At 48.8% G+C, this 19,065-nt stretch carries 19 protein-coding genes; 4 read left to right on the forward strand and 15 right to left on the reverse strand.

Features of this window, described 5'->3' with window-relative positions:
• Positions 1 to 7: 7 nt before the first annotated feature.
• The 11 genes from traK to ACK8P8_RS16820 all read right to left on the reverse strand — a co-directional run bounded on the left by traK (position 8) and on the right by ACK8P8_RS16820 (position 8,578).
• Complete coding sequence (gene traK / locus ACK8P8_RS16770; RefSeq protein ID WP_004291519.1) at positions 8 to 631, reverse strand: conjugative transposon protein TraK; 624 nt, start codon at positions 629 to 631, stop codon at positions 8 to 10.
• A 31-nt stretch (positions 632 to 662) separates the two neighbouring features.
• Entirely contained in the window at positions 663 to 1,667 is a 1,005-nt protein-coding gene (traJ, locus tag ACK8P8_RS16775) for a conjugative transposon protein TraJ (RefSeq protein WP_004291518.1), read from the reverse strand.
• Positions 1,668 to 1,670: 3 nt separating this feature from the next.
• Positions 1,671 to 2,300 (reverse strand): DUF4141 domain-containing protein, encoded by a 630-nt coding sequence (locus ACK8P8_RS16780; protein WP_004304283.1) that lies wholly within the window; start codon positions 2,298 to 2,300, stop codon positions 1,671 to 1,673.
• Between the two features lie 23 nt (positions 2,301 to 2,323).
• On the reverse strand, positions 2,324 to 2,704 hold the full coding sequence (locus ACK8P8_RS16785) for a DUF3876 domain-containing protein (protein WP_004291516.1): 381 nt from the start codon (positions 2,702 to 2,704) through the stop codon (positions 2,324 to 2,326).
• Between the two features lie 40 nt (positions 2,705 to 2,744).
• The gene (locus ACK8P8_RS16790; protein WP_004291515.1) at positions 2,745 to 5,249 is read right to left on the reverse strand and encodes a TraG family conjugative transposon ATPase; all 2,505 of its coding nucleotides are present in this window, start codon (positions 5,247 to 5,249) and stop codon (positions 2,745 to 2,747) included.
• Positions 5,246 to 5,578 carry a DUF4133 domain-containing protein gene (locus ACK8P8_RS16795; protein WP_004291514.1) on the reverse strand — a complete coding sequence of 111 codons (333 nt, stop codon included), beginning with the start codon at positions 5,576 to 5,578 and terminating at the stop codon, positions 5,246 to 5,248. The genes ACK8P8_RS16790 and ACK8P8_RS16795 overlap by 4 nt, the downstream gene beginning before the upstream one ends.
• Before the next feature lie 10 nt (positions 5,579 to 5,588).
• The gene (locus ACK8P8_RS16800; protein ID WP_002560983.1) at positions 5,589 to 5,906 is read right to left on the reverse strand and encodes a DUF4134 domain-containing protein; all 318 of its coding nucleotides are present in this window, start codon (positions 5,904 to 5,906) and stop codon (positions 5,589 to 5,591) included.
• Between the two features lie 201 nt (positions 5,907 to 6,107).
• The gene (locus tag ACK8P8_RS16805) at positions 6,108 to 6,836 is read right to left on the reverse strand and encodes a hypothetical protein (protein ID WP_004304280.1); all 729 of its coding nucleotides are present in this window, start codon (positions 6,834 to 6,836) and stop codon (positions 6,108 to 6,110) included.
• A gap of 16 nt (positions 6,837 to 6,852) precedes the next feature.
• Entirely contained in the window at positions 6,853 to 7,206 is a 354-nt protein-coding gene (locus ACK8P8_RS16810; protein ID WP_004291505.1) for a DUF3408 domain-containing protein, read from the reverse strand.
• Between the two features lie 2 nt (positions 7,207 to 7,208).
• Positions 7,209 to 7,649: a DUF3408 domain-containing protein gene (locus ACK8P8_RS16815; RefSeq protein ID WP_004291503.1), complete on the reverse strand. Its 441-nt coding sequence runs from the start codon at positions 7,647 to 7,649 to the stop codon at positions 7,209 to 7,211.
• Between the two features lie 2 nt (positions 7,650 to 7,651).
• Positions 7,652 to 8,578, reverse strand: coding sequence for a ParA family protein (locus tag ACK8P8_RS16820; RefSeq protein ID WP_005783105.1), 927 nt, complete (start codon positions 8,576 to 8,578; stop codon positions 7,652 to 7,654).
• Between ACK8P8_RS16820 and ACK8P8_RS16825 the strand changes: the two genes are divergently transcribed.
• The 4 genes from ACK8P8_RS16825 (at position 8,577) to mobC (ending at position 12,826) form a co-directional block, all read left to right on the forward strand.
• Positions 8,577 to 8,741, forward strand: a complete 165-nt coding sequence (locus ACK8P8_RS16825) for a hypothetical protein (protein ID WP_196029218.1) — start codon at positions 8,577 to 8,579, stop codon at positions 8,739 to 8,741. The two genes, ACK8P8_RS16820 and ACK8P8_RS16825, sit on opposite strands and share 2 nt — an antisense overlap.
• 381 nt (positions 8,742 to 9,122) lie before the next feature.
• Positions 9,123 to 9,551: a conjugal transfer protein MobA gene (gene mobA / locus ACK8P8_RS16830; RefSeq protein WP_004291488.1), complete on the forward strand. Its 429-nt coding sequence runs from the start codon at positions 9,123 to 9,125 to the stop codon at positions 9,549 to 9,551.
• Positions 9,530 to 10,777, forward strand: coding sequence for a conjugal transfer protein MobB (gene mobB / locus ACK8P8_RS16835; RefSeq protein WP_004291483.1), 1,248 nt, complete (start codon positions 9,530 to 9,532; stop codon positions 10,775 to 10,777). Before mobA ends, mobB begins: the two co-directional genes overlap by 22 nt.
• Before the next feature lie 30 nt (positions 10,778 to 10,807).
• Positions 10,808 to 12,826 carry a conjugal transfer protein MobC gene (gene mobC, locus ACK8P8_RS16840; protein WP_004291482.1) on the forward strand — a complete coding sequence of 673 codons (2,019 nt, stop codon included), beginning with the start codon at positions 10,808 to 10,810 and terminating at the stop codon, positions 12,824 to 12,826.
• A gap of 131 nt (positions 12,827 to 12,957) precedes the next feature.
• Here mobC and ACK8P8_RS16845 read toward each other — a convergent pair whose 3' ends face one another.
• The 4 genes from ACK8P8_RS16845 to ACK8P8_RS16860 all read right to left on the reverse strand — a co-directional run bounded on the left by ACK8P8_RS16845 (position 12,958) and on the right by ACK8P8_RS16860 (position 18,927).
• Positions 12,958 to 16,212, reverse strand: coding sequence for a P-loop NTPase fold protein (locus ACK8P8_RS16845; protein WP_004291481.1), 3,255 nt, complete (start codon positions 16,210 to 16,212; stop codon positions 12,958 to 12,960).
• 16 nt (positions 16,213 to 16,228) lie between these two features.
• On the reverse strand, positions 16,229 to 17,359 hold the full coding sequence (locus tag ACK8P8_RS16850) for an ATP-binding protein (protein ID WP_004291480.1): 1,131 nt from the start codon (positions 17,357 to 17,359) through the stop codon (positions 16,229 to 16,231).
• 301 nt (positions 17,360 to 17,660) lie between these two features.
• Positions 17,661 to 18,266, reverse strand: coding sequence for an RteC domain-containing protein (locus ACK8P8_RS16855; protein ID WP_004304269.1), 606 nt, complete (start codon positions 18,264 to 18,266; stop codon positions 17,661 to 17,663).
• Positions 18,267 to 18,504: 238 nt separating this feature from the next.
• A complete protein-coding gene (locus ACK8P8_RS16860; RefSeq protein ID WP_004291474.1) occupies positions 18,505 to 18,927 on the reverse strand; it encodes a dihydrofolate reductase family protein in 423 nt (140 codons plus the stop codon).
• Positions 18,928 to 19,065: the final 138 nt, after the last annotated feature.

Below are 19,065 nucleotides of genomic sequence, written 5' to 3' on the forward strand. Positions count from 1 at the left end.
TGTCCTGTTACCGTTTGATAGTCTGTAAATCCTTGTTCTCAATGATGGTGAAACCCTCGATGGTAAAACCGTTCGGGTTGTCATCCGACCGCGATGCGTTCAGCAGGCGGCAGGTGGTCACGAGGCTGCGCTCGGTGACGTTGCTCTGCCGGATGATTTTCTGTGTGGCGTAGGTCACGGCACGGTAGGGATAGGCGTTGAAGTCGCACACCACGCTGTCCACCTTCAGCACTTGGTTGATGTTCCCGGCGATGATGCGGTTGTAGTACCCCTTCTCCGCGAAGTCCGAATAATAGTGGTACACGCTCTTGTCCGCCAGCAGCAAGGCACGTTTCACGTTGTGTTCAATCGCGCTTTTTTCAGGTGATAGCGTGAAGAACATCTCGTGGAAACGGCGCACATGTTCCCGTGCCTCCGCCGGGCGGTTCTGCGACAAATCCTGAGACAAGGCGAGCATCAGGCTCTTGCCGTTGTCCAGCACATAGATTTTCTCCCGTTGCTTCTCTGCGAAACGGTAGGAGTTCCACACGCTCCACACCGTCACCACGGCGCACAGCGAGAGGAAGACGATACCGAACAGGCGTATCTGCCTGAACGACGATTCGATGTTTCTAAGTGATTTGAATTCCATTTATATTTTCCAATTTATGATTGCACATTGATTATTTCAGCAATTTGCCGACACGTCCGACTGCGTTTCCTGCGGCTGCACCCGCCACGCTGCCCGCCATGCTTCCGGCTCGTCCCGCCATCTGGTTCACGTTGCGACCGTAACCGCCCATGCCTCCGGCTTGGATAATCCAGCCCGCAACGGTGGGAATGGTAAAGTAGCCGATGATGCCGATGCAGAGGAATACGATATACACCCCGTCGCTCGAATCCAGCGAGAAGTTCGGGTCTGCCTGCATCCGCTCGATGTCGTTTTGCAGCATCAGAACCTGTATCTTCGCCAGTATGGTGCTGAACATGTCCGATACCGGTAGCCACAGATAGACCTGTATATAGCGGCATATCCACTGCGTGAGCGTGTTTTGGAAACCGTCCCATACCGACAGGGCGAAGGCTATCGGACCGAGAATCGCCAGCACCACGAGAAAGAAGGTGCGGACGGTGTCTATCACGAGGGCGGCGGCTTGGAACAGCAGTTCGAGTATCTCGCGGAAGAAGTCGCGGATGCTCTTCTTCATGTTGTACATTCCCCGGTCGATATACATTCCCGCCATCGTCACCATGTCGGAGGGCGACCAGCCGAGTTCCTCCAGTTGCTTGTCAAATTCCTCGTTGGACACGAGGTAGGCGGTTTCGGGGTTGCGTACCATCGCCTCGTATTCCAGTTTGTCCTTCTGCTCCCGGTATCGGTTCATGTCCAGCGTTTCCGCCTCCAGCATCTTTGCCGTGCCCTGTACGACGGGTGAGAGGATGCTGTTTATCGTGCCCAGCACCACAGTCGGGAAGAACATGATGCACAGACCGATGGCAAAAGGACGGAGCATCGGGAATACGTCTATCGGTTCAGCTCTCGCCAGCGACTGCCATACCCGGTAGGCGACGTAGAACAGCGCACCCAGCCCGGCGATGCCTTTCGCCACACCAGCCATGTCCCCACACAGCGGCATCATCTGCTCATAAAGTGAACGTAAAATCTGATGAAGGTTGTCGAACTTCATAGGCTACCAGTATCTTTCGTTCATGTTCCCGTACAGCCCCATGATGCGGTCGAGGTCGTTCTTCTTTTTCGCACGCAGGTAACTCACGGAGATGTTCTTGTTCGTGTAGTAGCTCACGAGGTTGCGGTAACGCTTCATCTTCGAGTGGCAGCGTTCCACCACGTCCATGCGCTCCTTGTCGGTCATGGAGAGCGTGGTGATGTTCACCACGTTCCTGAGTTCCGTCAACACTTCGTTGCTTTCCTCCAGCAGTTTCGTGTAGCCGAAAGCGATTGCGGAAAGCTCTTCGGGTCTGAAATTCCCGTCACGGAGCATCCGTTGGAAACTGTTCACATAGATGTCTGTGATGTCGCCCACCATCAGGATGGTCTGCTGCACCTTGCGGGCGTCCTTGACCAGATTGTTCACCGATTTGAGGGCATCGTAATACTTCTTGCCCTGCTGATAGATTTTCACCGTCTCCTGAAAGTTGCTCACCATGTTCGTGGCGGTCTTGGAGGTATGGATGATGTTTTTGGAGGCATTGATGATGCCCTGCGCTAGATTGCCCGGATCGCTTACGACCCACTGTGCGCTTGCCCTGCCCGCGAAAAGCAGGCACAGGCAGATAATCATTGTTATTCTTGTTCTCATGTTACTTTGGATTTTAGTGGTTGTTATTCTTCGGTCGGATGTCCCGGCTGCGGCTTCACCCGCACATAGTCCCCGTTTGGCGAGAAAGTCAGCACATCCGTGGCCTCGTTGTAGGACACGTCGATGCGGAAGCCGGTGTTCATGAACAGGTTGCCGTTCTCCTCCTGCAAGAGATAGGTTTCCGGCTTGAGCTTGCGGCGCAGACCGCTACGACGGAACACCGTCACTTTGTAGGCTTCGCCCTCCTTGTAGATAAGCACGTCAGGTTTTCCCTCCACGCTCTCCCAGTTCCCGCACAGCATGTCGCGGCGGTTGTCGGCCACGTCGCAGGATTGCAGCATCATGACCGCCAATCCGATAAGGCACTTGCTGACTTGCAGCATTTTCACTTTTGGTAAATTCATACGCGTTTTTCTTTTTTGGTTGATACATTCTGTTTTTTAGTTATTCCTTGTTTCTCCGCCTTTCGGCAAGCTGCCGGATGGCGGCTTCGATGTCGTCGCCCAGCTTCTCCGCCAGACGGTAAACCTCCACTTTTTCCGTTTCCTCGGTGGTGTACGCCAGATACTCTTCCGCGCTGACCTCCGTGGCATAGACCGCCGACTGCGTGCCGCCCAAGCCTATCCACACCTCCTTGTAGAGCCGTGAAGGGTTGTTCGCCATGTTGATGGAGAGTATCTGCGACTTCTCCTTTTCCGTCAGTCCGAGCAACGCCTGTATCTGGTCGAACTTGTTCATATATTTCCTTTGGTCAAGCAGGATTTTACAATCCGAGTTGTTGATAATGCTCTCTTTGACCACCGGAGAACTGATAATGTCGTCCACCTCCTGCGTCACCACGATTGCCTCGCCGTAATATTTTCTGACCGTCTTATACATATAGCGCAGATATTCAGCCATGTTCGCCGATGAGAGGGCCTTCCAAGCCTCTTCCACGATAAGCTGTTTCCGCACGCCTTTCAGCCGCCGCATCTTGTTGATGAAGGCTTCCATGATGATGATGGTCACGACGGGGAACAGTTCGCGGTTTTCTTTAATCGAATCTATCTCGAAGACGATGAACCGCTTGCCGAGCAGGTCGATGTTCTCCGTGGAGTTGAGCAGGAAATCGTAACGCCCGCCCCGGTAATACTGCCGCATGGTGGTGAGCATGTTGTCGATGTTGAAGTCGGACTTCTCCACCTTGATGTCACGCTGTGCCAGTTCCTTGCGGTAGTCGTCACGCATATACTCGTAGAAGGTGTTGAACGACGGCACGATGCTACGGTCGGATTGGATGCGCTCAATATAGGCACTCACGGCACTGCCCAGCTCGCCGCTCTCCGTCTTTGTCACCTTGTCGTCCTCCGACTTCCAGAGCGTCAGCAACAGGGTCTTGATGCTGTCCTTCTTCTCCACGTCGAAGATGTAATCGTCGGTGTAGAACGGGTTGAAGCTGATGGGCTTATCTTCCGTGTAGGTGAAATACACACCGTCCGCTCCGCCTGTCTTGCGTCGGATCATGCCGCACAAGCCCTGATAGGAGTTTCCCGTGTCCACCAATACCACATGTGCGCCTTGCTCATAATATTGGCGCACGAGGTGGTTCATGAAGAAAGACTTGCCGCTGCCCGAAGGACCCAGCACGAACTTGTTGCGGTTGGTCGTGATACCTCGCTTCATGGGCAGGTCGGAGATGTCAAGGTGCAGCGGTTTTCCCGTGAGCCTGTCCACCATCTTGATGCCGAAGGGCGAGAGCGAGCTGCGGTAGTTGGTTTCCTCTGTGAACAGGCACACCGCCTGTTCGATGAAGGTGTGGAAACTCTCTTCCGCCGGGAAGTCCGCCGCATTGCCGGGTATCGCCGCCCAGTAGAGTGTCGGGCAGTCGATGGTGTTGTGGCGCGGCACGCATTCCATGCTTGCCAACTGGCTGCCCACGTCGTTCTTGATATGCTTCAGTTCCTCCGCATCGTCGCTCCACGCCATGACGTTGAAGTGTGCCCGTACCGAGGTCAGTCCGTAGGAATGGGCTTCGTTCAGGTATTGGTCTATCCACTCGCGGTTGATGCTGTTGCTCCTTGAATAGCGAGATAGCGACTGCATGTTACGGGCGGACTTCTCGAACTTCTGCAAGGTTTCCTCACTGTTGTCTATCAGCACATACTGGTTGTAGATATGGTTGCAGGAGAGCAGAAGCCCCACCGGGGAGGCGAATGACAGTCGGCAGTCACTCCGGTCGGTGGAGAGCTTCTCGTAACGGGTGTCGGTAGCCACCTTGCCCGGCAGGTCTTCCGCGTCGGAGAGGGTGTGCAGACACAGGCGGTTGTCGCCGATGCGCATCTCCCTTGCCGAAAGCTCGATGTCCTGCAAGGTGGTGTCACCTTCCGGCATGAGCGAGAAGTAGCGTTCAATAAGTCCCGTCTTTCCCTCAGTACCCACAATCTCATCGGTGGAGAGGCGGCGCAGCCTGACAAGCCCGCTGTCGTTCATGATGCGCTCGAACTGTTCGCAGGCTTCCAAGAACTTGGTCGTGGTTTCCCTGTCCAGCTCCTTCGGGATGATATGTCCCCGGCACAGCGTGCTGAAATTGCTCTGCATCCGGTTACGCTCCTTTGTTGTCTTGGTCAGGTAGAGGTAGCAGGTGTGTTTCAGGTACGGACGCTCGTTGAAGTGACGCTCGAAAGAGCGGCTTAAAAAGCTCATGTCGTCCTTCTGAAGCTCCGGTTTGTAGCGTTCCTTGATGAACCAGTCCTGTTTGTGGACGACGGAGTAGTCCGGCAGCACCTTGATAGCCTTGCACCAGCAACTGTGTATCGCCTCGTACTCCGCACCCGTCACGGTGTAAAGTTCCGGTAGTTCCACCTCGAAAGCCACCGTGATGTCGGCGTCCTTTGAGATGATGCAGCCATGCTCCACCGCTAAAAGTGGGAACCTGTTTTCCAGTGTTGTCATTTTCGATGTATTCCTCATTGTCTTTCTTCCTTTCGTTGTCGTTTGAACAGACGGGTTATCCGCCGCCGGTTGATAAGGTATCGGGGATGGCTCCGTGCCGCTCCTAATTTCATCAGCCCGTGTTCACCGTACCGGGCGTTCAGCGCGAAGGTCTGCCATACAAGGAGGGAGGACGATGCCGCGCCGAAGCCGATACATATCCACTGGTCGATACCGACCATGTAGAGGATGACGAACAGGACGAAGAGAGCCAGCAGACCTCCGCAGAAGATGAAGAGGTACTGTGCCTTCAAGCCCTTGAACTCTACCGGACGGCCGATACCCTTGTTGATTGGGTATTCAGCCATACATTATTTATTAAAGGAAGAATGAGCGCAGGATGGTGGCGGCAACAATCAGGAAGATGCACGCGCCGAACCACGAGGCGGCTGTCTTGCTGGTGTCGGGGTCGCCCGATGAAAACTTGCCGTACACTTTTACGCCCCCGATAAGCCCGACGACTGCACCGATGGCGTATATCAGTTTAGTTCCGGGGTCGAAATAAGAACTCACCATAGAGGTGGCTTCGTTGATGCCCGCGATGCCGTTTCCCTGCGCGAAAGCGGAGGCGGTTGCGGCGATGACAAGTGCCGCGGAGAGGATTGCTTTTCTGTTTTTCAAGATGTTCTTGTTCATAAACTGTTCTTGTTTTTTGCCGTCAAAAGGGTGGATGGTCCTTTGTCGGGCGGTTGATACTTTGTTTCTTTACTTTGGTTTTAGTGGATGCCCGTTTGTTTCCACGGACGTGGGCGTGTCCGTTGCGGATGGGGATGCGCCTTGCGTTTCCTCGCCGCGTGGGTTGATGTCATTCTTTCATGTTCATTTCTTTTATTGTTGTCATACATAGTTGCGAATGTCGAACTCCTCGATGTTGTCCGGCACGACGAACTCCTTTTCAGATTTCTTCAGCCGAATCTCGATAAGCCCCTTGATGCGGATGCCTATCTCCGAAGAGCCTTCCATCATTTTCTCGTACAACTCCGTGCCCTCCATGTCGGTGAACACCTTAGCCGCCTTTTCACGTTCCGCCTGTGTCGCGTCCGGGTTTTTGGCGGTCTTGCAGGCGTCGTCAATCTCGTCAAAGCTGCTGCCCGAAGCCCGTGGCGTGTCCGAGGCGTCCTCTTCCGGTTCGTCGTCCCCGTATCCCAGTTCCTCCGGCGGTATGCTCGTGAAGGTCTCATCGAGTTTTTCCTCCGGGACTTGTGCCGGGCGGGATGCGTTTCCCGTTTTTCCGTCGTCAAAAGTAGCCTCTTCCTCCGACAGCTCAATGCCTTTTTCAATAGTGGCGGCTTCTTGCGTCGGTATGGCAGCGGTTGTCCGGGTGGATGCCATCCTGAAACGGCTCTTGCCGATGATGTCCGCCTTTTCCGCAGGGACTTCCTCGTGTGCCGCTATGCGTTTAGCCTCATTCCCGTCCAGTGACCGCCATAATCCGACAATGCCCTTGAAGAAGCGGACAATCCGCGTGTCCATGATGCGCTCGTAAAGGAGCAGGAACAGGAACCAGAGGTTGCAGCCGACCGATACCGCCAGCAGAATGTCTGTCATGCTGATTGTGTAATTCATATCCTTCCGTTTTTGGTTAGAATACTGAATTGTAATTTCGGGCATAAAGGCTCTTTATCGCATCTTCGCACTGGTTGAAGTGGTGCGTCAGCACATGGTCGATGTAAGCGGACAGCGTAAGCCGGTCATGCCCGATTACACGGGTGATACGCATGATACGCTCGTGGTACTCCGGGCGCACATACGCCATCTTCCCCTCACGTGCCTTTACTTCCGGGTCGCGGATGAACAGGCGTTCATAGTCCTTCTCACTGCATTTGCCGCTTACCGGGACAGGCGACAGTATTTCCACACTCGCCTGCACTTGGGTAAACATACCTCCGCAGTCTTGCTGTGGTCTTTTTTCATTCGGTGTCATTTCTTTTTCCATTTTCAAATCAGATCTTCACGTTGTTTCTTGTACAGTTCGTTGATTCTCTCCTTGTGCTGTTCCAGATGCTGGCGCAGCACGGTATCCACATATCCGCCTACTGAGATTTCCCCTCCGGCGATGTCGTTCACGATTCTGAGGATCTTGCCGTGGACGTCACGGCTGATATAGACACATTGGCGGGTCTTTATCTCGTTGCGGCGCAGGAATAGCTCGTTGTAGTCCTCGTCCTGCCTTTTCCGGCGTCCACTTTCCCTCTGCGCTTTTTCCCGTGTTACGGGTTGCACAGGAGATGGTTCCGGTGCGGCGGTGTCCTCTTCGGTCGGTGCAGCTGCGGGTACTTCCTGTGCGGGGCGCAGTGTCCCGTCCTGTGTGCGCCGCCCGATGGAGGCTAACAGCAGTTCCTCGTCGATGCCTTCCGTGTTCACTTTCCTGCTGCCCATGCTCACTGCGGTCTGATGATGTCGCTTATCTCTTCGGAAAACTCCCGGATGCCACTCCCTTTCAGCAGTGCCGTGTCCATCGGGAAGATGGTGGAGCGGAAAACGCTCTTGCGCTCTTCCGAAAGGTCACGGCGGAACTTCTTGCTGTCGGGCAAGCGGGTGGAAAGTACCGGAAAGCCCATTTCGGCTATCACTTCCTCGTAGATGCCGTACAAGTCGTTCCTCTCCCTGCCGTCCACCATCGTCCAGAACAGATGCAGCCCCTTTGTTTTCGCCTGTCCGGTAGTCATCAGCCTGTCGCGGAACATCGTGACGAATTTCAGGGTACTCTCCACGACAAAGCGGTCGGCACTCAGCGGAGTGAAAATGTAGTCCATCTGCGAGAGCGTCTTTATCACGCCGTTGCTTCGGAGTGTGCCGGGCATGTCGAAGAACACCACGTCGGGTTTCACGTCCTCAGTGGCAATCATCCTCTCGGCATCGTCGAGGGCGTTCACCGCATTGCTTTTGACGATGGTGTAGGCGTTCTTTTTGATCCGGCGGAAATGGTCGCAAGCGAGAGCCTTGAAGTAGGTGCTGCTGTCGATAAGCCCCATTTCGTGTTCGCGCAGCCCGTGGATGCTGTGCTGCGGGTCGTCGCAGTCCACGACGGCGACATTGTAGCCTTTCACGTTGTGCAGGTAGCTGGCGGCAAGTGCCGTGACAGTGGATTTGCCGATGCCACCTTTCTGTGTTGCGAATGCAACGAAGATTTCCTTACTCATAGTTCCATTTATTTTAATTGTTGATGATTTGTTTTTCTGTTTCCATACGGATTTGGCTGTCGCACCATCCGCTTCCGTGACTACACACGCAGGCGGGTCGTCGCGTATCCGGTTCTGTGGTGAAGCGGTGCGTCGGACAAATGGTGATTGACGACATTGCGTCATGAAGTCATTGAATCCATACGTCACCGAATTGTCGGAGAACCGGGTTTCCGACGGTTCGGGTATCCGTTTCGGCAAGTATCCGAAGAAGCGGATTTCCGGGTATTTGAATGTTCCGTTTATCATATCTTCAAATCGTTCGTTTCTTGAATCATGCTGCAAATAAACAAGTATATTTTGGAACCTGTATCACTTCTCCGGCAAGTGGCGGCACGTTGCGCCGGTTGGCAGTCATTGACCGGGTCAAGCATCTGTCCGATACCGCTTTAAGGGCGTAACTTTGCACCCGGACAGCAGGGTTCGCCGATGACGCGCGGCCCGGAGTCCTGAAAGGTATTTTCCCAATCCGTCCCCTGACGGATTTTTATGTTCACCTGAACATAGCAAGATGTCTTTTCAGCCGCTCAAAATATTTTGAGCAGCCACGAAAAGCACTTGCCCTTGCAGGGGGCGGGCTTTCCCTCCGAAGTCGGGAAGCCTTTCAGAACTGCGGTGCTGTAATCCGAAGCGGCGGCTTATGCCGTCAATCCGCTAAATCCAAAGTAATATGAAAGAGAAAAGGAAAAGCAAATCAGGGAGAAATCCCAAACTTGATCCGGCGGTGTACCGGTACACCGTCCGTTTCAACGAGGAGGAACACAACCGTTTCCTCGCCATGTTCGGAAAATCGGGTGTCTATGCACGGTCTGTTTTCCTCAAAGCGCACTTCTTCGGGCAACCGTTCAAGGTGCTGAAGGTGGACAAGACGTTGGTGGACTATTACACCAAACTGTCGGATTTTCATGCACAATTCCGTGCCGTGGGTACGAATTACAACCAAGTCGTGAAGGAACTGAGGCTGCATTTTTCAGAGAAAAAGGCGATGGCGTTGCTCTACAAATTAGAGCAACACACCGTCGAACTCGTGAAACTGAGCCGCCGGATTGTGGAACTTTCAAGGGAAATGGAGGCAAAATGGTCGCAAAAATCAGTGTAGGAAGTTCGTTGTACGGCGCGATTGCCTACAACGGGGAGAAGATTAACGAGGCGCAGGGGCGGCTTCTCACCACCAACCGCATCTACAATGACGGTTCGGGAACGGTGGACATAGGCAAGGCGATGGAGGGTTTTCTCACCTTCCTGCCACCGCAGATGAAGATCGAGAAGCCGGTGGTGCATATCTCTCTCAACCCGCACCCGGAGGATGTGCTGACCGATATTGAGTTGCAGAATATCGCCCGCGAGTATCTGGAAAAACTCGGTTTCGGAAACCAGCCTTATCTTGTATTCAAGCACGAGGACATCGACCGCCACCACCTGCACATCGTGACGGTCAACGTGGACGAGAACGGGAAAAGGCTCAACCGGGATTTTCTCTACCGCCGCAGCGACCGTATCCGCAGGGAACTGGAACAGAAGTACGGATTGCATCCGGCAGAACGTAAAAATCAGAGATTGGATAATCCGTTGCGCAAGGTGGCCGCATCGGCAGGTGATGTGAAGAAGCAGGTAGGCAACACCGTGAAGGCTCTGAATGGGCAGTACCGTTTCCAGACGATGGGCGAATACCGTGCGCTCCTTTCCTTATATAATATGACGGTGGAGGAAGCGAGGGGCAACGTGCGCGGACGGGAGTATCACGGGCTGGTCTATTCCGTCACGGACGACAAGGGTAACAAGGTGGGCAACCCGTTCAAATCCTCGCTTTTCGGGAAGTCCGCAGGCTATGAAGCCGTACAGAAGAAGTTTGTCCGTTCCAAATCGGAAATCAAGGATAGGAAACTGGCAGACATGACGAAACGCACCGTCCTTTCCGTGCTGCAAGGCACTTATGACAAGGACAAATTTGTATCCCAACTCAAAGAGAAGGGCATCGACACCGTACTGCGCTACACAGAGGAAGGGCGCATCTATGGGGCTACCTTCATCGACCACCGCACGGGATGCGTGCTGAACGGTTCGCGCATGGGTAAGGAGCTTTCGGCGAATGCCTTGCAGGAACACTTCACCCTGCCATACGCCGGACAACCGCCGATACCGCTATCCATCCCTGTGGATGCTGCGGACAAGGCACACGGGCAGACCGCCTACGACAGTGAAGATATATCGGGCGGTATGGGCTTGCTCACTCCCGAAGGTCCGGCGGTAGATGCCGAGGAAGAGGCTTTCATCCGGGCGATGAAGCGCAAAAAGAAGAAAAAACGCAAGGGCTTGGGTATGTAATCAGAGTATCAACAATTAAAAAATCAATGTATGTCACAACAAGAAGACGATTTGAGGGCATTGGCGAAAATCATGGATTTTCTGCGTGCCGTGAGTATCATTTTAGTGGTCATGAACGTGTACTGGTTCTGCTACGAAGCCATCCGGCTGTGGGGCGTGAACATCGGCGTGGTGGACAAAATCCTTCTGAACTTCGACCGCACGGCGGGGCTGTTCCATTCCATTCTCTACACGAAGCTGTTTTCCGTCCTTTTGCTTGCCTTGTCCTGTCTGGGTACGAAGGGTGTCAAGGGTGAGAAAATCACTTGGGGGAGAATCTGGACAGCATTTGCCGTCGGGTTCGTGCTGTTTTTCCTGAACTGGTGGTTGCTGCCCCTGCCGCTGCCGCTTGAAGCGGTGACGGGACTGTATGTCCTTACCATTGGAACGGGCTATGTCTGCCTGTTGATGGGTGGTCTGTGGATGAGCCGCCTGTTGAAACACAATTTGATGGAGGATGTTTTCAACAACGAGAACGAGAGTTTCATGCAGGAAACGAGGCTTATCGAAAGCGAGTATTCGGTCAATCTGCCGACACGTTTCTATTACAGGAAACGCTGGAACAACGGTTGGATCAATGTAGTTAATCCCTTCCGTGCGTCCATCGTGTTGGGTACGCCGGGCAGCGGCAAGTCCTATGCCGTGGTAAACAATTTTATCAAGCAACAGATTGAAAAGGGCTTTAGTCAATACATCTACGATTTCAAGTATCCCGACCTATCTACTATTGCCTACAACCATTTGCTGAACCACCCGGACGGCTACAAGGTAAAGCCGAAGTTCTATGTGATCAACTTCGACGACCCGCGACGCTCTCATCGGTGCAATCCCATTCACCCGGATTTTATGGAAGATATTACGGATGCCTATGAGAGTGCCTACACAATAATGCTCAACCTCAATAAAACGTGGGTGCAAAAGCAGGGCGACTTCTTCGTGGAGTCACCTATCATTCTGTTTGCCAGTATTATCTGGTATCTCAAAATCTATCAGAACGGGAAGTTTTGCACGTTTCCCCATGCTATCGAGTTTCTGAACCGCCGTTACGAGGATATATTTCCGATACTGACCTCTTATCCGGAGCTGGAGAACTACCTTTCGCCGTTCATGGATGCGTGGCTTGGAGGGGCTGCGGAGCAGCTCATGGGTCAGATAGCGTCGGCAAAAATCCCGCTTTCGAGGATGATTTCACCGCAGCTCTACTGGGTGATGTCAGACAGCGAGTTTACGCTGGACATCAACAATCCCGAAGAGCCGAAAATCCTCTGCGTGGGTAACAATCCCGACCGTCAGAATATCTACGGTGCGGCACTCGGTCTGTATAATTCCCGTATCGTGAAGCTCATCAACAAGAAGGGGATGCTGAAGTCATCGGTCATCATCGACGAGTTGCCCACAATATACTTCAAAGGGTTGGACAATCTTATAGCTACCGCCCGAAGCAACAAGGTTGCCGTGTGTCTGGGCTTTCAGGATTTCAGCCAGTTAGTGCGTGACTACGGGGACAAAGAGGCGAAAGTGGTGATGAACACTGTCGGCAATATTTTCTCCGGTCAGGTGGTGGGGGAAACAGCCAAGACGCTCTCCGAGCGGTTCGGTAAGGTGTTGCAGAAACGGCAGTCCATCTCCATCAACCGGCAGGATGTTTCCACCTCCATCAACACGCAGATGGACGCGCTCATTCCACCGAGTAAGATTTCCGGGCTTACGCAGGGAATGTTTGTCGGTTCTGTATCCGACAACTTCAACGAGCGTATCGAGCAGAAGATTTTTCATTGCGAGATTGTGGTGGATGCCGAAAAGGTGAAACGGGAAGAAAGTGCCTACAAGAAAATTCCCGTCATTACAAACTTCACGGACGAGGACGGCAACGACCGCATGAAGGAAACGGTGCAGGCGAACTACCGGCGCATCAAGGAAGAGGTGAAGCAGATTGTGCAGGAGGAACTGGAGCGTATCAAAAACGATCCGGTGCTGTGTAAACTGCTACCAGATAATGAGACTGTCTAACAAGTCCCCAAAATTGAAAATTATCCCTATCGAAGTTTGAAGTGACCCCCAAAAGTTGGATACAATTTTTTTGGGGGGCACTTCAGTTCTGACGGGTAAAATCGTAAAATTCGGACTTGTTAGACAAATACTTACGCGGTTTCAACCTCAGGTACTGAATCTATCGAATTGACAAATTTAACCAATTGCGGATCTGAATCTTTTTGTATGAGGTTTCGGAGACTCTTTTTCAATTCATAAGCATCATCCCCTGCTGTATTTATTAAATCCATATAAAAATCTTTGTTTTGCAGAATCAATGAACGGCATGCCCCATCGGAAATTACAGGTTTCACTATTTTATCAATAACGTCTCCAGCTTGACTTTTCAAATTACCATGCGATCTAAGCCATGTTTCGAAAAATTGAAACTTTATTGCATTGATAGTCTTTTTACCGATGCAGAAATCATTTCTTATATCGGTAACTGTCGATTTAATTTTTCGTTTATCCAATCTTTCAACTATATTCTTGAAACAATTAGGGAAAGGATTCAAACTTTGAGTTCCAGAAGCAATATCCATCAGAATCTTTTTGCCAAATTCAGTCAAGTTATCTGGCAAGGATTTGATTTTAGCCAGTAAATGTTTTATTGCGACAAACCAATAATATGATGTATGTGCTGTTCTTTGGGCGTATAATGTATCAACACTTATTTCAGACAACGCTTCGAACGCTATTTTATTGATATGATCGGTCAGGACATTGCTTATTTTAGTGGTCAAATCGTAAAAAGATGCGTCAGGAATTACATCTTTAATATTGTTCTTAGTGATATACTTATCCAAATCGGTATTCCACTCTGCTAAATGCTCGATAAATACCTCATCCGTTACACCTATTCTGTTCTTAATATCTTCAAATTGGGGCAATATGTCTGAGAGCAATAATTTATAGCCAAGTTTATGATTTACCATGTATTGTAGTGTTTCATTTAATAGCGGTATATTCCATCCCACACTATTTACTAATAAGTCTCCATGATCCACATAATAGTCCATGAGTTCTGCAACATATTTTATATCTCCACCCTCTATTAAGGAAACGGAATGACCATGTGCCAATTGCATGGCGACTAAATCGTAATATCCAGACTCTTTAATGTTTCGGCCATCAGTTTCTAATTCAGAATGCAACTGATTTATGTAGGTTGAATCTAACGTTACAGGTAAAGGTCTTTCTTCGTCAGATGCCAATAAACGATAGGTTGTAAATATAGCCCCTATATTATCTTTATTTACATTCTGTTCATCAATGCAATTCGTGATCGCTTGCAAAAGCGTTGGAAACGTATAGGTAGAATTATCTTTTAACGTTTTTACAATATCTGCATGGTCGAAATTATCGGGTAGTAAGTTTGCCAAATAATTATCGAGCGCCTCCGAATTTGTTGCTACTTGATAATATTTATATGCTTTAGTTGTCGCGTTATCCCGATAGGCAGCATCTGTTGCATTTGCAGCTTGAATATAATCGATAAATGTATTTGGCTTGACTGTTTTTGCTTCAATCAATGACGTAAAATCGCACGCCAACTTATTTTGCGCAATAAACCTGTCTATTGCATCTAACGTTTTGAAATAGTCGCCGCCATTGAAGTCATTGAACCGAACTATCTTCTTATATAATTGAGCAATCACATGGTTTTGGCTTTCCGTGTCTAAATGCAACAGCAGTTCTTGGTATTCGACAGGGAACACCTGCTTCTCTATGGATTCTTTTAATTTCAATTGTGCTATTCTTTGCCATACACGCAGAATAACATCGCTCTTTCGAGTTAATTTATGCAAACAATGTATAATCTTATCGATAAGCGCATTGTCCATACATTGTATAACTTCTTCTAATACAGTGTCAAATTGTTTATTAGTCTCTGCATATTGATTTATGTCGTGGTCTTCTTCTCCGTTGATGCAGCCTTCAATATATTTTTTCAATGGAATTTGTCGAGCATCTTCAACATCGACACCATATACCAAAGCTGCAATTTCGCGTTGTGTTTGCAGATCATTGTTAATTATTGTTTGAATGCCATTCAGATAGTCGCCGGACAATATTTGTTCTACTGGATTTGCCAGAATATCCGTCTTCTTCAAACAGAACAATGCTATGTTTATCATCAAAATTTCGTTACACCACTCTTGTTTAAGAGCGACCATCTCATTGATATATGATATAATTTCCCTAACATTGGCATTAGGATTTACCAATCTGAATATCCGATTTATAGTTTCTTTCGCTTCATTTTCTGTTTCTCCAAATGCTTCAACAAACAGTTTGTTGAATATACTTCGATAGTCGGTAATAACAGGAGGAGCAACACGATAAACAATAGGGAAAGTTTTATTGATAAAATACTTGGTCAGTTGTTTCGTTTGTTCGTCGGTCTCATCTCCGAATGCACAAGCTAAATGTGTTTCATCGAAAGGAATAACAGCCCAAACATTTTCAAAACCGCTATCGGCGAAGAACGTATGGATAGAAGACCATAATTCTTTTACTTTTTCAGCGGGGAGACGATCCATGTTGTCAAAAACAAGGACTAATTTACGTTGTCCTTTTTCCTTGATAAAATCAGAAATGTCTTGCATCCATGTTTTGAACTCGTAAACCGTTGGTTCGTCTTCGCTCAAAGTCTCATAGCAAACGTCCTTTTCGACTTTATCTTGATAAATAGCTAACATATAACTCCATCCATATTTATGATCTTTGCTATATGCCCATTTCCAAACGCACAATGCAATAAGAACTGGCAGTGCAGCTATGATAATAGACAATAAAGAAAACCACCATGTTGTGGGTGTAGGTTTTACTGCATACGCAATAAATGTAAATATCGGAGTTAAAACTGCAACCAAAAATGCCGCAACCATACCATTACTGATAAGGGGATATTTTTCGGTTACGGTCTCCGTTTTACGGGCTAATAAATATTTCAGCTTTTCAGACCATGATACGGTTTTCGTACCTCCACCTTTGACTTTTATTGTTGCATTTCCAGATAGGATACCATCATCAATAAGTTTGCTTGTAAGCAATTCCAATATAGAGCGGCGTTGCAAGTCCTCTTGATGTCCCCATGCGTCATACTCAAAAAAGTAATAGTCGTCTGATAATTCACGTTCCAACATTTTAACCACGTTGGATTTTCCAGATCCCCAAATACCTTCGATGCCGATAATTCGAGGTAAAGTACATTCCTCATCCAATGAATCATTCTGACAAAAATGGCGAGCAATAGTTTTTGCCAACCTTTCTTGCGAACCTCCATCGAATTTGTCAATACCACACGGTTTATTTTGGATAAACCGCGGATATTGCTGTTTGGATTGTAGTTTTGTTTCCATATACGTAATTTATTGATTATACGAACTCCAAATAATTCTCCCGATTTACCACATGAAACTCGGCATAGGGATAGGCTTCTTGGAAGGCTTTCGGTGCGGCCGGCATTTTATTTCCCCACTTGAACTCCAAGGCGGTAAGACTGTCGGCACTCTCCTCAATCAGGTCGATTTCCTGTTTGTCGTAGGTGCGCCAGAAATAGAACTCCCTGTGCAGTCCCTCATTGAAGTTCGCTTTGCGCCGCTCTCCGATGATGTAGTTCTCCCACAGCGCACCGACATCCTGCCGAATGGCCAGCGGTGAGAAAGCCCCGATAATGGCATTGCGAATGCCGTTGTCGTAGAAGTACCACTTGCCAGCTTTTGTAACCTCCTTGCGTAGGTTACGCGAATAAGCCCCCAGACGATAGATAACGAAGACCTTTTCCAATAGGTCGAGGTATTTTTCAACGGTCGTCTTGCTCATGCCGAGTTGTTTACCTAACTCTTCGTAAGAAACTTCGCTGCCCAACTGAAAAGCTATCAATCGCAGTAGATCGCGCATCTTGCTCGAATTTTTTAAGCCGTCAATTGCTAAGATATCTTTAAGCAGGTATGCACCGACAATATCACGTAGGTAGTCTGTTTTACGTTCATAGTTCTCCATCATTACTACTTCGGGATAGGAACCGTAAATCAAGCGCGCTTCGAGGTTCTGGCGGGTTTCAAGTGCCGTTTCCGTCTGTGCGATTTCCCGTTGCGAGAATGGTGTAAGGAGAAATTGCGTACTGCGGCCGACCAACGGTTCACCAGTCTTATTCAGCAAATCGAATGACGAAGAACCACTTGCCAAGACACTTATTCCCGGTATTTCATCAACTATCAACTTCAGAATACTACCGATTTGTGGTATGTTCTGTGCCTCATCAATAGCCAGCAAATCAATACCATCCAATAAATGCCGATAATTGGCTATTGAGCGATTCTCCAATAGTGCTAATGTGTCGTAGTCTTCGCCGTTGAGCATCATCGTCCTACCTGAATAGTTGTCCACAATTTTACGCATCATTACCGTTTTACCAACACGGCGAGCACCAAAAATCAGTACTGCTTTATTGGGCGCGATTCGTGCTGTAATCTTCTCTTGAAGTATTCTATTTACTGTTTCCATACCTTATAAAATATAATGCAAAGATAATCATATTTTTTTAATTGGCGAATTTTACAAAAAAAACGGGCTATTAAATGGCGATTTTTACAACCACAATCTTATGGAAGTTGTTTCATTGTTTTTAGTAATGATATATGTTCATACTATGATGACTCAATAATTTACCAGACATACGTTTCTGAAATTTGTCCTTATAGGAATGAAAAACTCACATATATTGTGCTAATTAATATATAATTAAATGAAAATAAAAAGACAGGATACGAGTATTCCTGTCTTCTCATATGTAATGGATATTTTTTTATTTTCTCATCCGCTCCAACTCCTCATCACGCAACATTCTCTCGTTCAGTTTTTCCTGCATCCTGTCAATGAAATAGGTGCGGCTTTCGTTCTTCCGGCGTTTGATATCAGTGTAGAAGCGGTAGCAGTCTTTAGAATCAACCCCGAATATCTTATAGAGAAGTGGGGCGAGCTGTTTGAGCGGCATATTGCCGTTGTTGATGCAGCCCATCACGTCTATGCCGTAGATAAGTTCCACGAGGTCGATGGCATTGCCCGTCCATTGAAGAAGGCTGGCGGTGGTTTCTGTTGCGTTGTTGGCGGATATTAGTGGTGGCACTTGGGGCGTGGCAAGGAATTTCTGCATCTTTCTTACGAAAGACAGAGCCTTGCTGACGTAGGCGGCAATCTCTCTTTTTTCTTCTGACAGATTACGTACGGGATGGTGCTGCAACTCGATTTCGATGTAGGCAAGCGCGATGACGGTAAGGTTCATGTCCATGCCGCCGTTGCACAGTTCGATCACTTGGGTGGCGAAAGCCGTGTATGCCGTTTCCATATTGCAGTCGCCGGCTTCGTTTATCAGGCGGAAAAAGTCGGTTTCCGCCAGCAAGAAATAATTCATGGTTCTGTCAATTTTGAAAATTACACTTTGTTTTCTGCGTGCGCACATGAATATAATTGGCAAAAAACGCGGCAGAAAATAAAAAATCCAACACTCAATTTTACAAAGTGCTGGATTTCAGAGGTATAAAATTCAGTATTTTTTCACAAGGACAAATTATCTCCGACTTAAATTGTTTGTAATCGGAACATTTATTCTATTCCTGAAAATAGAAATGTATGCTTGCCGCACATTTTGGCTATCTTGCTTTTTTATCAAGGATATAGATAATGCGACATACACCGTTGGGATAGCTTTTCAAAGAGGAAAGCGTCCAGTGTTGCTCTGGCAGAGCCGACTTAAAAAAATGTCGTCCGCTTCCGGATATGAAAGGAACGGTGTATAGTATGATTTCATCCACAGCGTGCATCCGCAGCAGTCCGTTTATATAGTCTGCCGTGTCCGGTGTGGCTTCCGCGAGGTAACGGATGTTTGTGCAGTCTTTTCTCCATTCGTGCAGCATTGAAATGGAATAGTCCGGTGTCACACGGTAAAAGGCTTTCTTCCTGATTTCATCAAGACCGCAACGGTCAAGGCACAAATCCTGATGTGCTTTATCATATAACTCTGAAGAAAGACATCCGTCCATCGTCAGTACGGCGAGAATCTGAACTTTACCCATAATCGTTTCCTTTCGTTAGGCAAGGGTAAAAAAGTAGCGTGCAATTCACACTACCTTCAAGCGATGGCTCTGGTAAAGCCTTTACGGAGAGTACGTGAATGCACGCTATGCGTAAGCATAGCATAAGCATCACGCAAT

Source organism: Butyricimonas muris, from assembly GCF_046365375.1.
In the GTDB taxonomy this organism is placed as follows: Bacteria; Bacteroidota; Bacteroidia; order Bacteroidales; family Marinifilaceae; genus Butyricimonas; species Butyricimonas muris.

Coding starts and splice junctions, on each gene's coding strand:
- ACK8P8_RS16805 (WP_004304280.1), bottom strand. CDS start 6,836: ATGAATTACACAATCAGCATGACAGACATTCTGCTGGCGGTATCGGTC.
- mobA (WP_004291488.1), top strand. CDS start 9,123: ATGAAAGAGAAAAGGAAAAGCAAATCAGGGAGAAATCCCAAACTTGAT.
- ACK8P8_RS16820 (WP_005783105.1), bottom strand. CDS start 8,578: ATGACGCAATGTCGTCAATCACCATTTGTCCGACGCACCGCTTCACCA.
- ACK8P8_RS16825 (WP_196029218.1), top strand. CDS start 8,577: ATGAAGTCATTGAATCCATACGTCACCGAATTGTCGGAGAACCGGGTT.
- ACK8P8_RS16795 (WP_004291514.1), bottom strand. CDS start 5,578: ATGGCTGAATACCCAATCAACAAGGGTATCGGCCGTCCGGTAGAGTTC.
- ACK8P8_RS16815 (WP_004291503.1), bottom strand. CDS start 7,649: ATGGGCAGCAGGAAAGTGAACACGGAAGGCATCGACGAGGAACTGCTG.
- ACK8P8_RS16860 (WP_004291474.1), bottom strand. CDS start 18,927: ATGGGTAAAGTTCAGATTCTCGCCGTACTGACGATGGACGGATGTCTT.
- ACK8P8_RS16850 (WP_004291480.1), bottom strand. CDS start 17,359: ATGGAAACAGTAAATAGAATACTTCAAGAGAAGATTACAGCACGAATC.
- ACK8P8_RS16790 (WP_004291515.1), bottom strand. CDS start 5,249: ATGAGGAATACATCGAAAATGACAACACTGGAAAACAGGTTCCCACTT.
- ACK8P8_RS16855 (WP_004304269.1), bottom strand. CDS start 18,266: ATGAATTATTTCTTGCTGGCGGAAACCGACTTTTTCCGCCTGATAAAC.
- traK (WP_004291519.1), bottom strand. CDS start 631: ATGGAATTCAAATCACTTAGAAACATCGAATCGTCGTTCAGGCAGATA.
- mobB (WP_004291483.1), top strand. CDS start 9,530: ATGGTCGCAAAAATCAGTGTAGGAAGTTCGTTGTACGGCGCGATTGCC.
- mobC (WP_004291482.1), top strand. CDS start 10,808: ATGTCACAACAAGAAGACGATTTGAGGGCATTGGCGAAAATCATGGAT.
- ACK8P8_RS16785 (WP_004291516.1), bottom strand. CDS start 2,704: ATGAATTTACCAAAAGTGAAAATGCTGCAAGTCAGCAAGTGCCTTATC.
- ACK8P8_RS16810 (WP_004291505.1), bottom strand. CDS start 7,206: ATGGAAAAAGAAATGACACCGAATGAAAAAAGACCACAGCAAGACTGC.
- traJ (WP_004291518.1), bottom strand. CDS start 1,667: ATGAAGTTCGACAACCTTCATCAGATTTTACGTTCACTTTATGAGCAG.
- ACK8P8_RS16845 (WP_004291481.1), bottom strand. CDS start 16,212: ATGGAAACAAAACTACAATCCAAACAGCAATATCCGCGGTTTATCCAA.
- ACK8P8_RS16780 (WP_004304283.1), bottom strand. CDS start 2,300: ATGAGAACAAGAATAACAATGATTATCTGCCTGTGCCTGCTTTTCGCG.
- ACK8P8_RS16800 (WP_002560983.1), bottom strand. CDS start 5,906: ATGAACAAGAACATCTTGAAAAACAGAAAAGCAATCCTCTCCGCGGCA.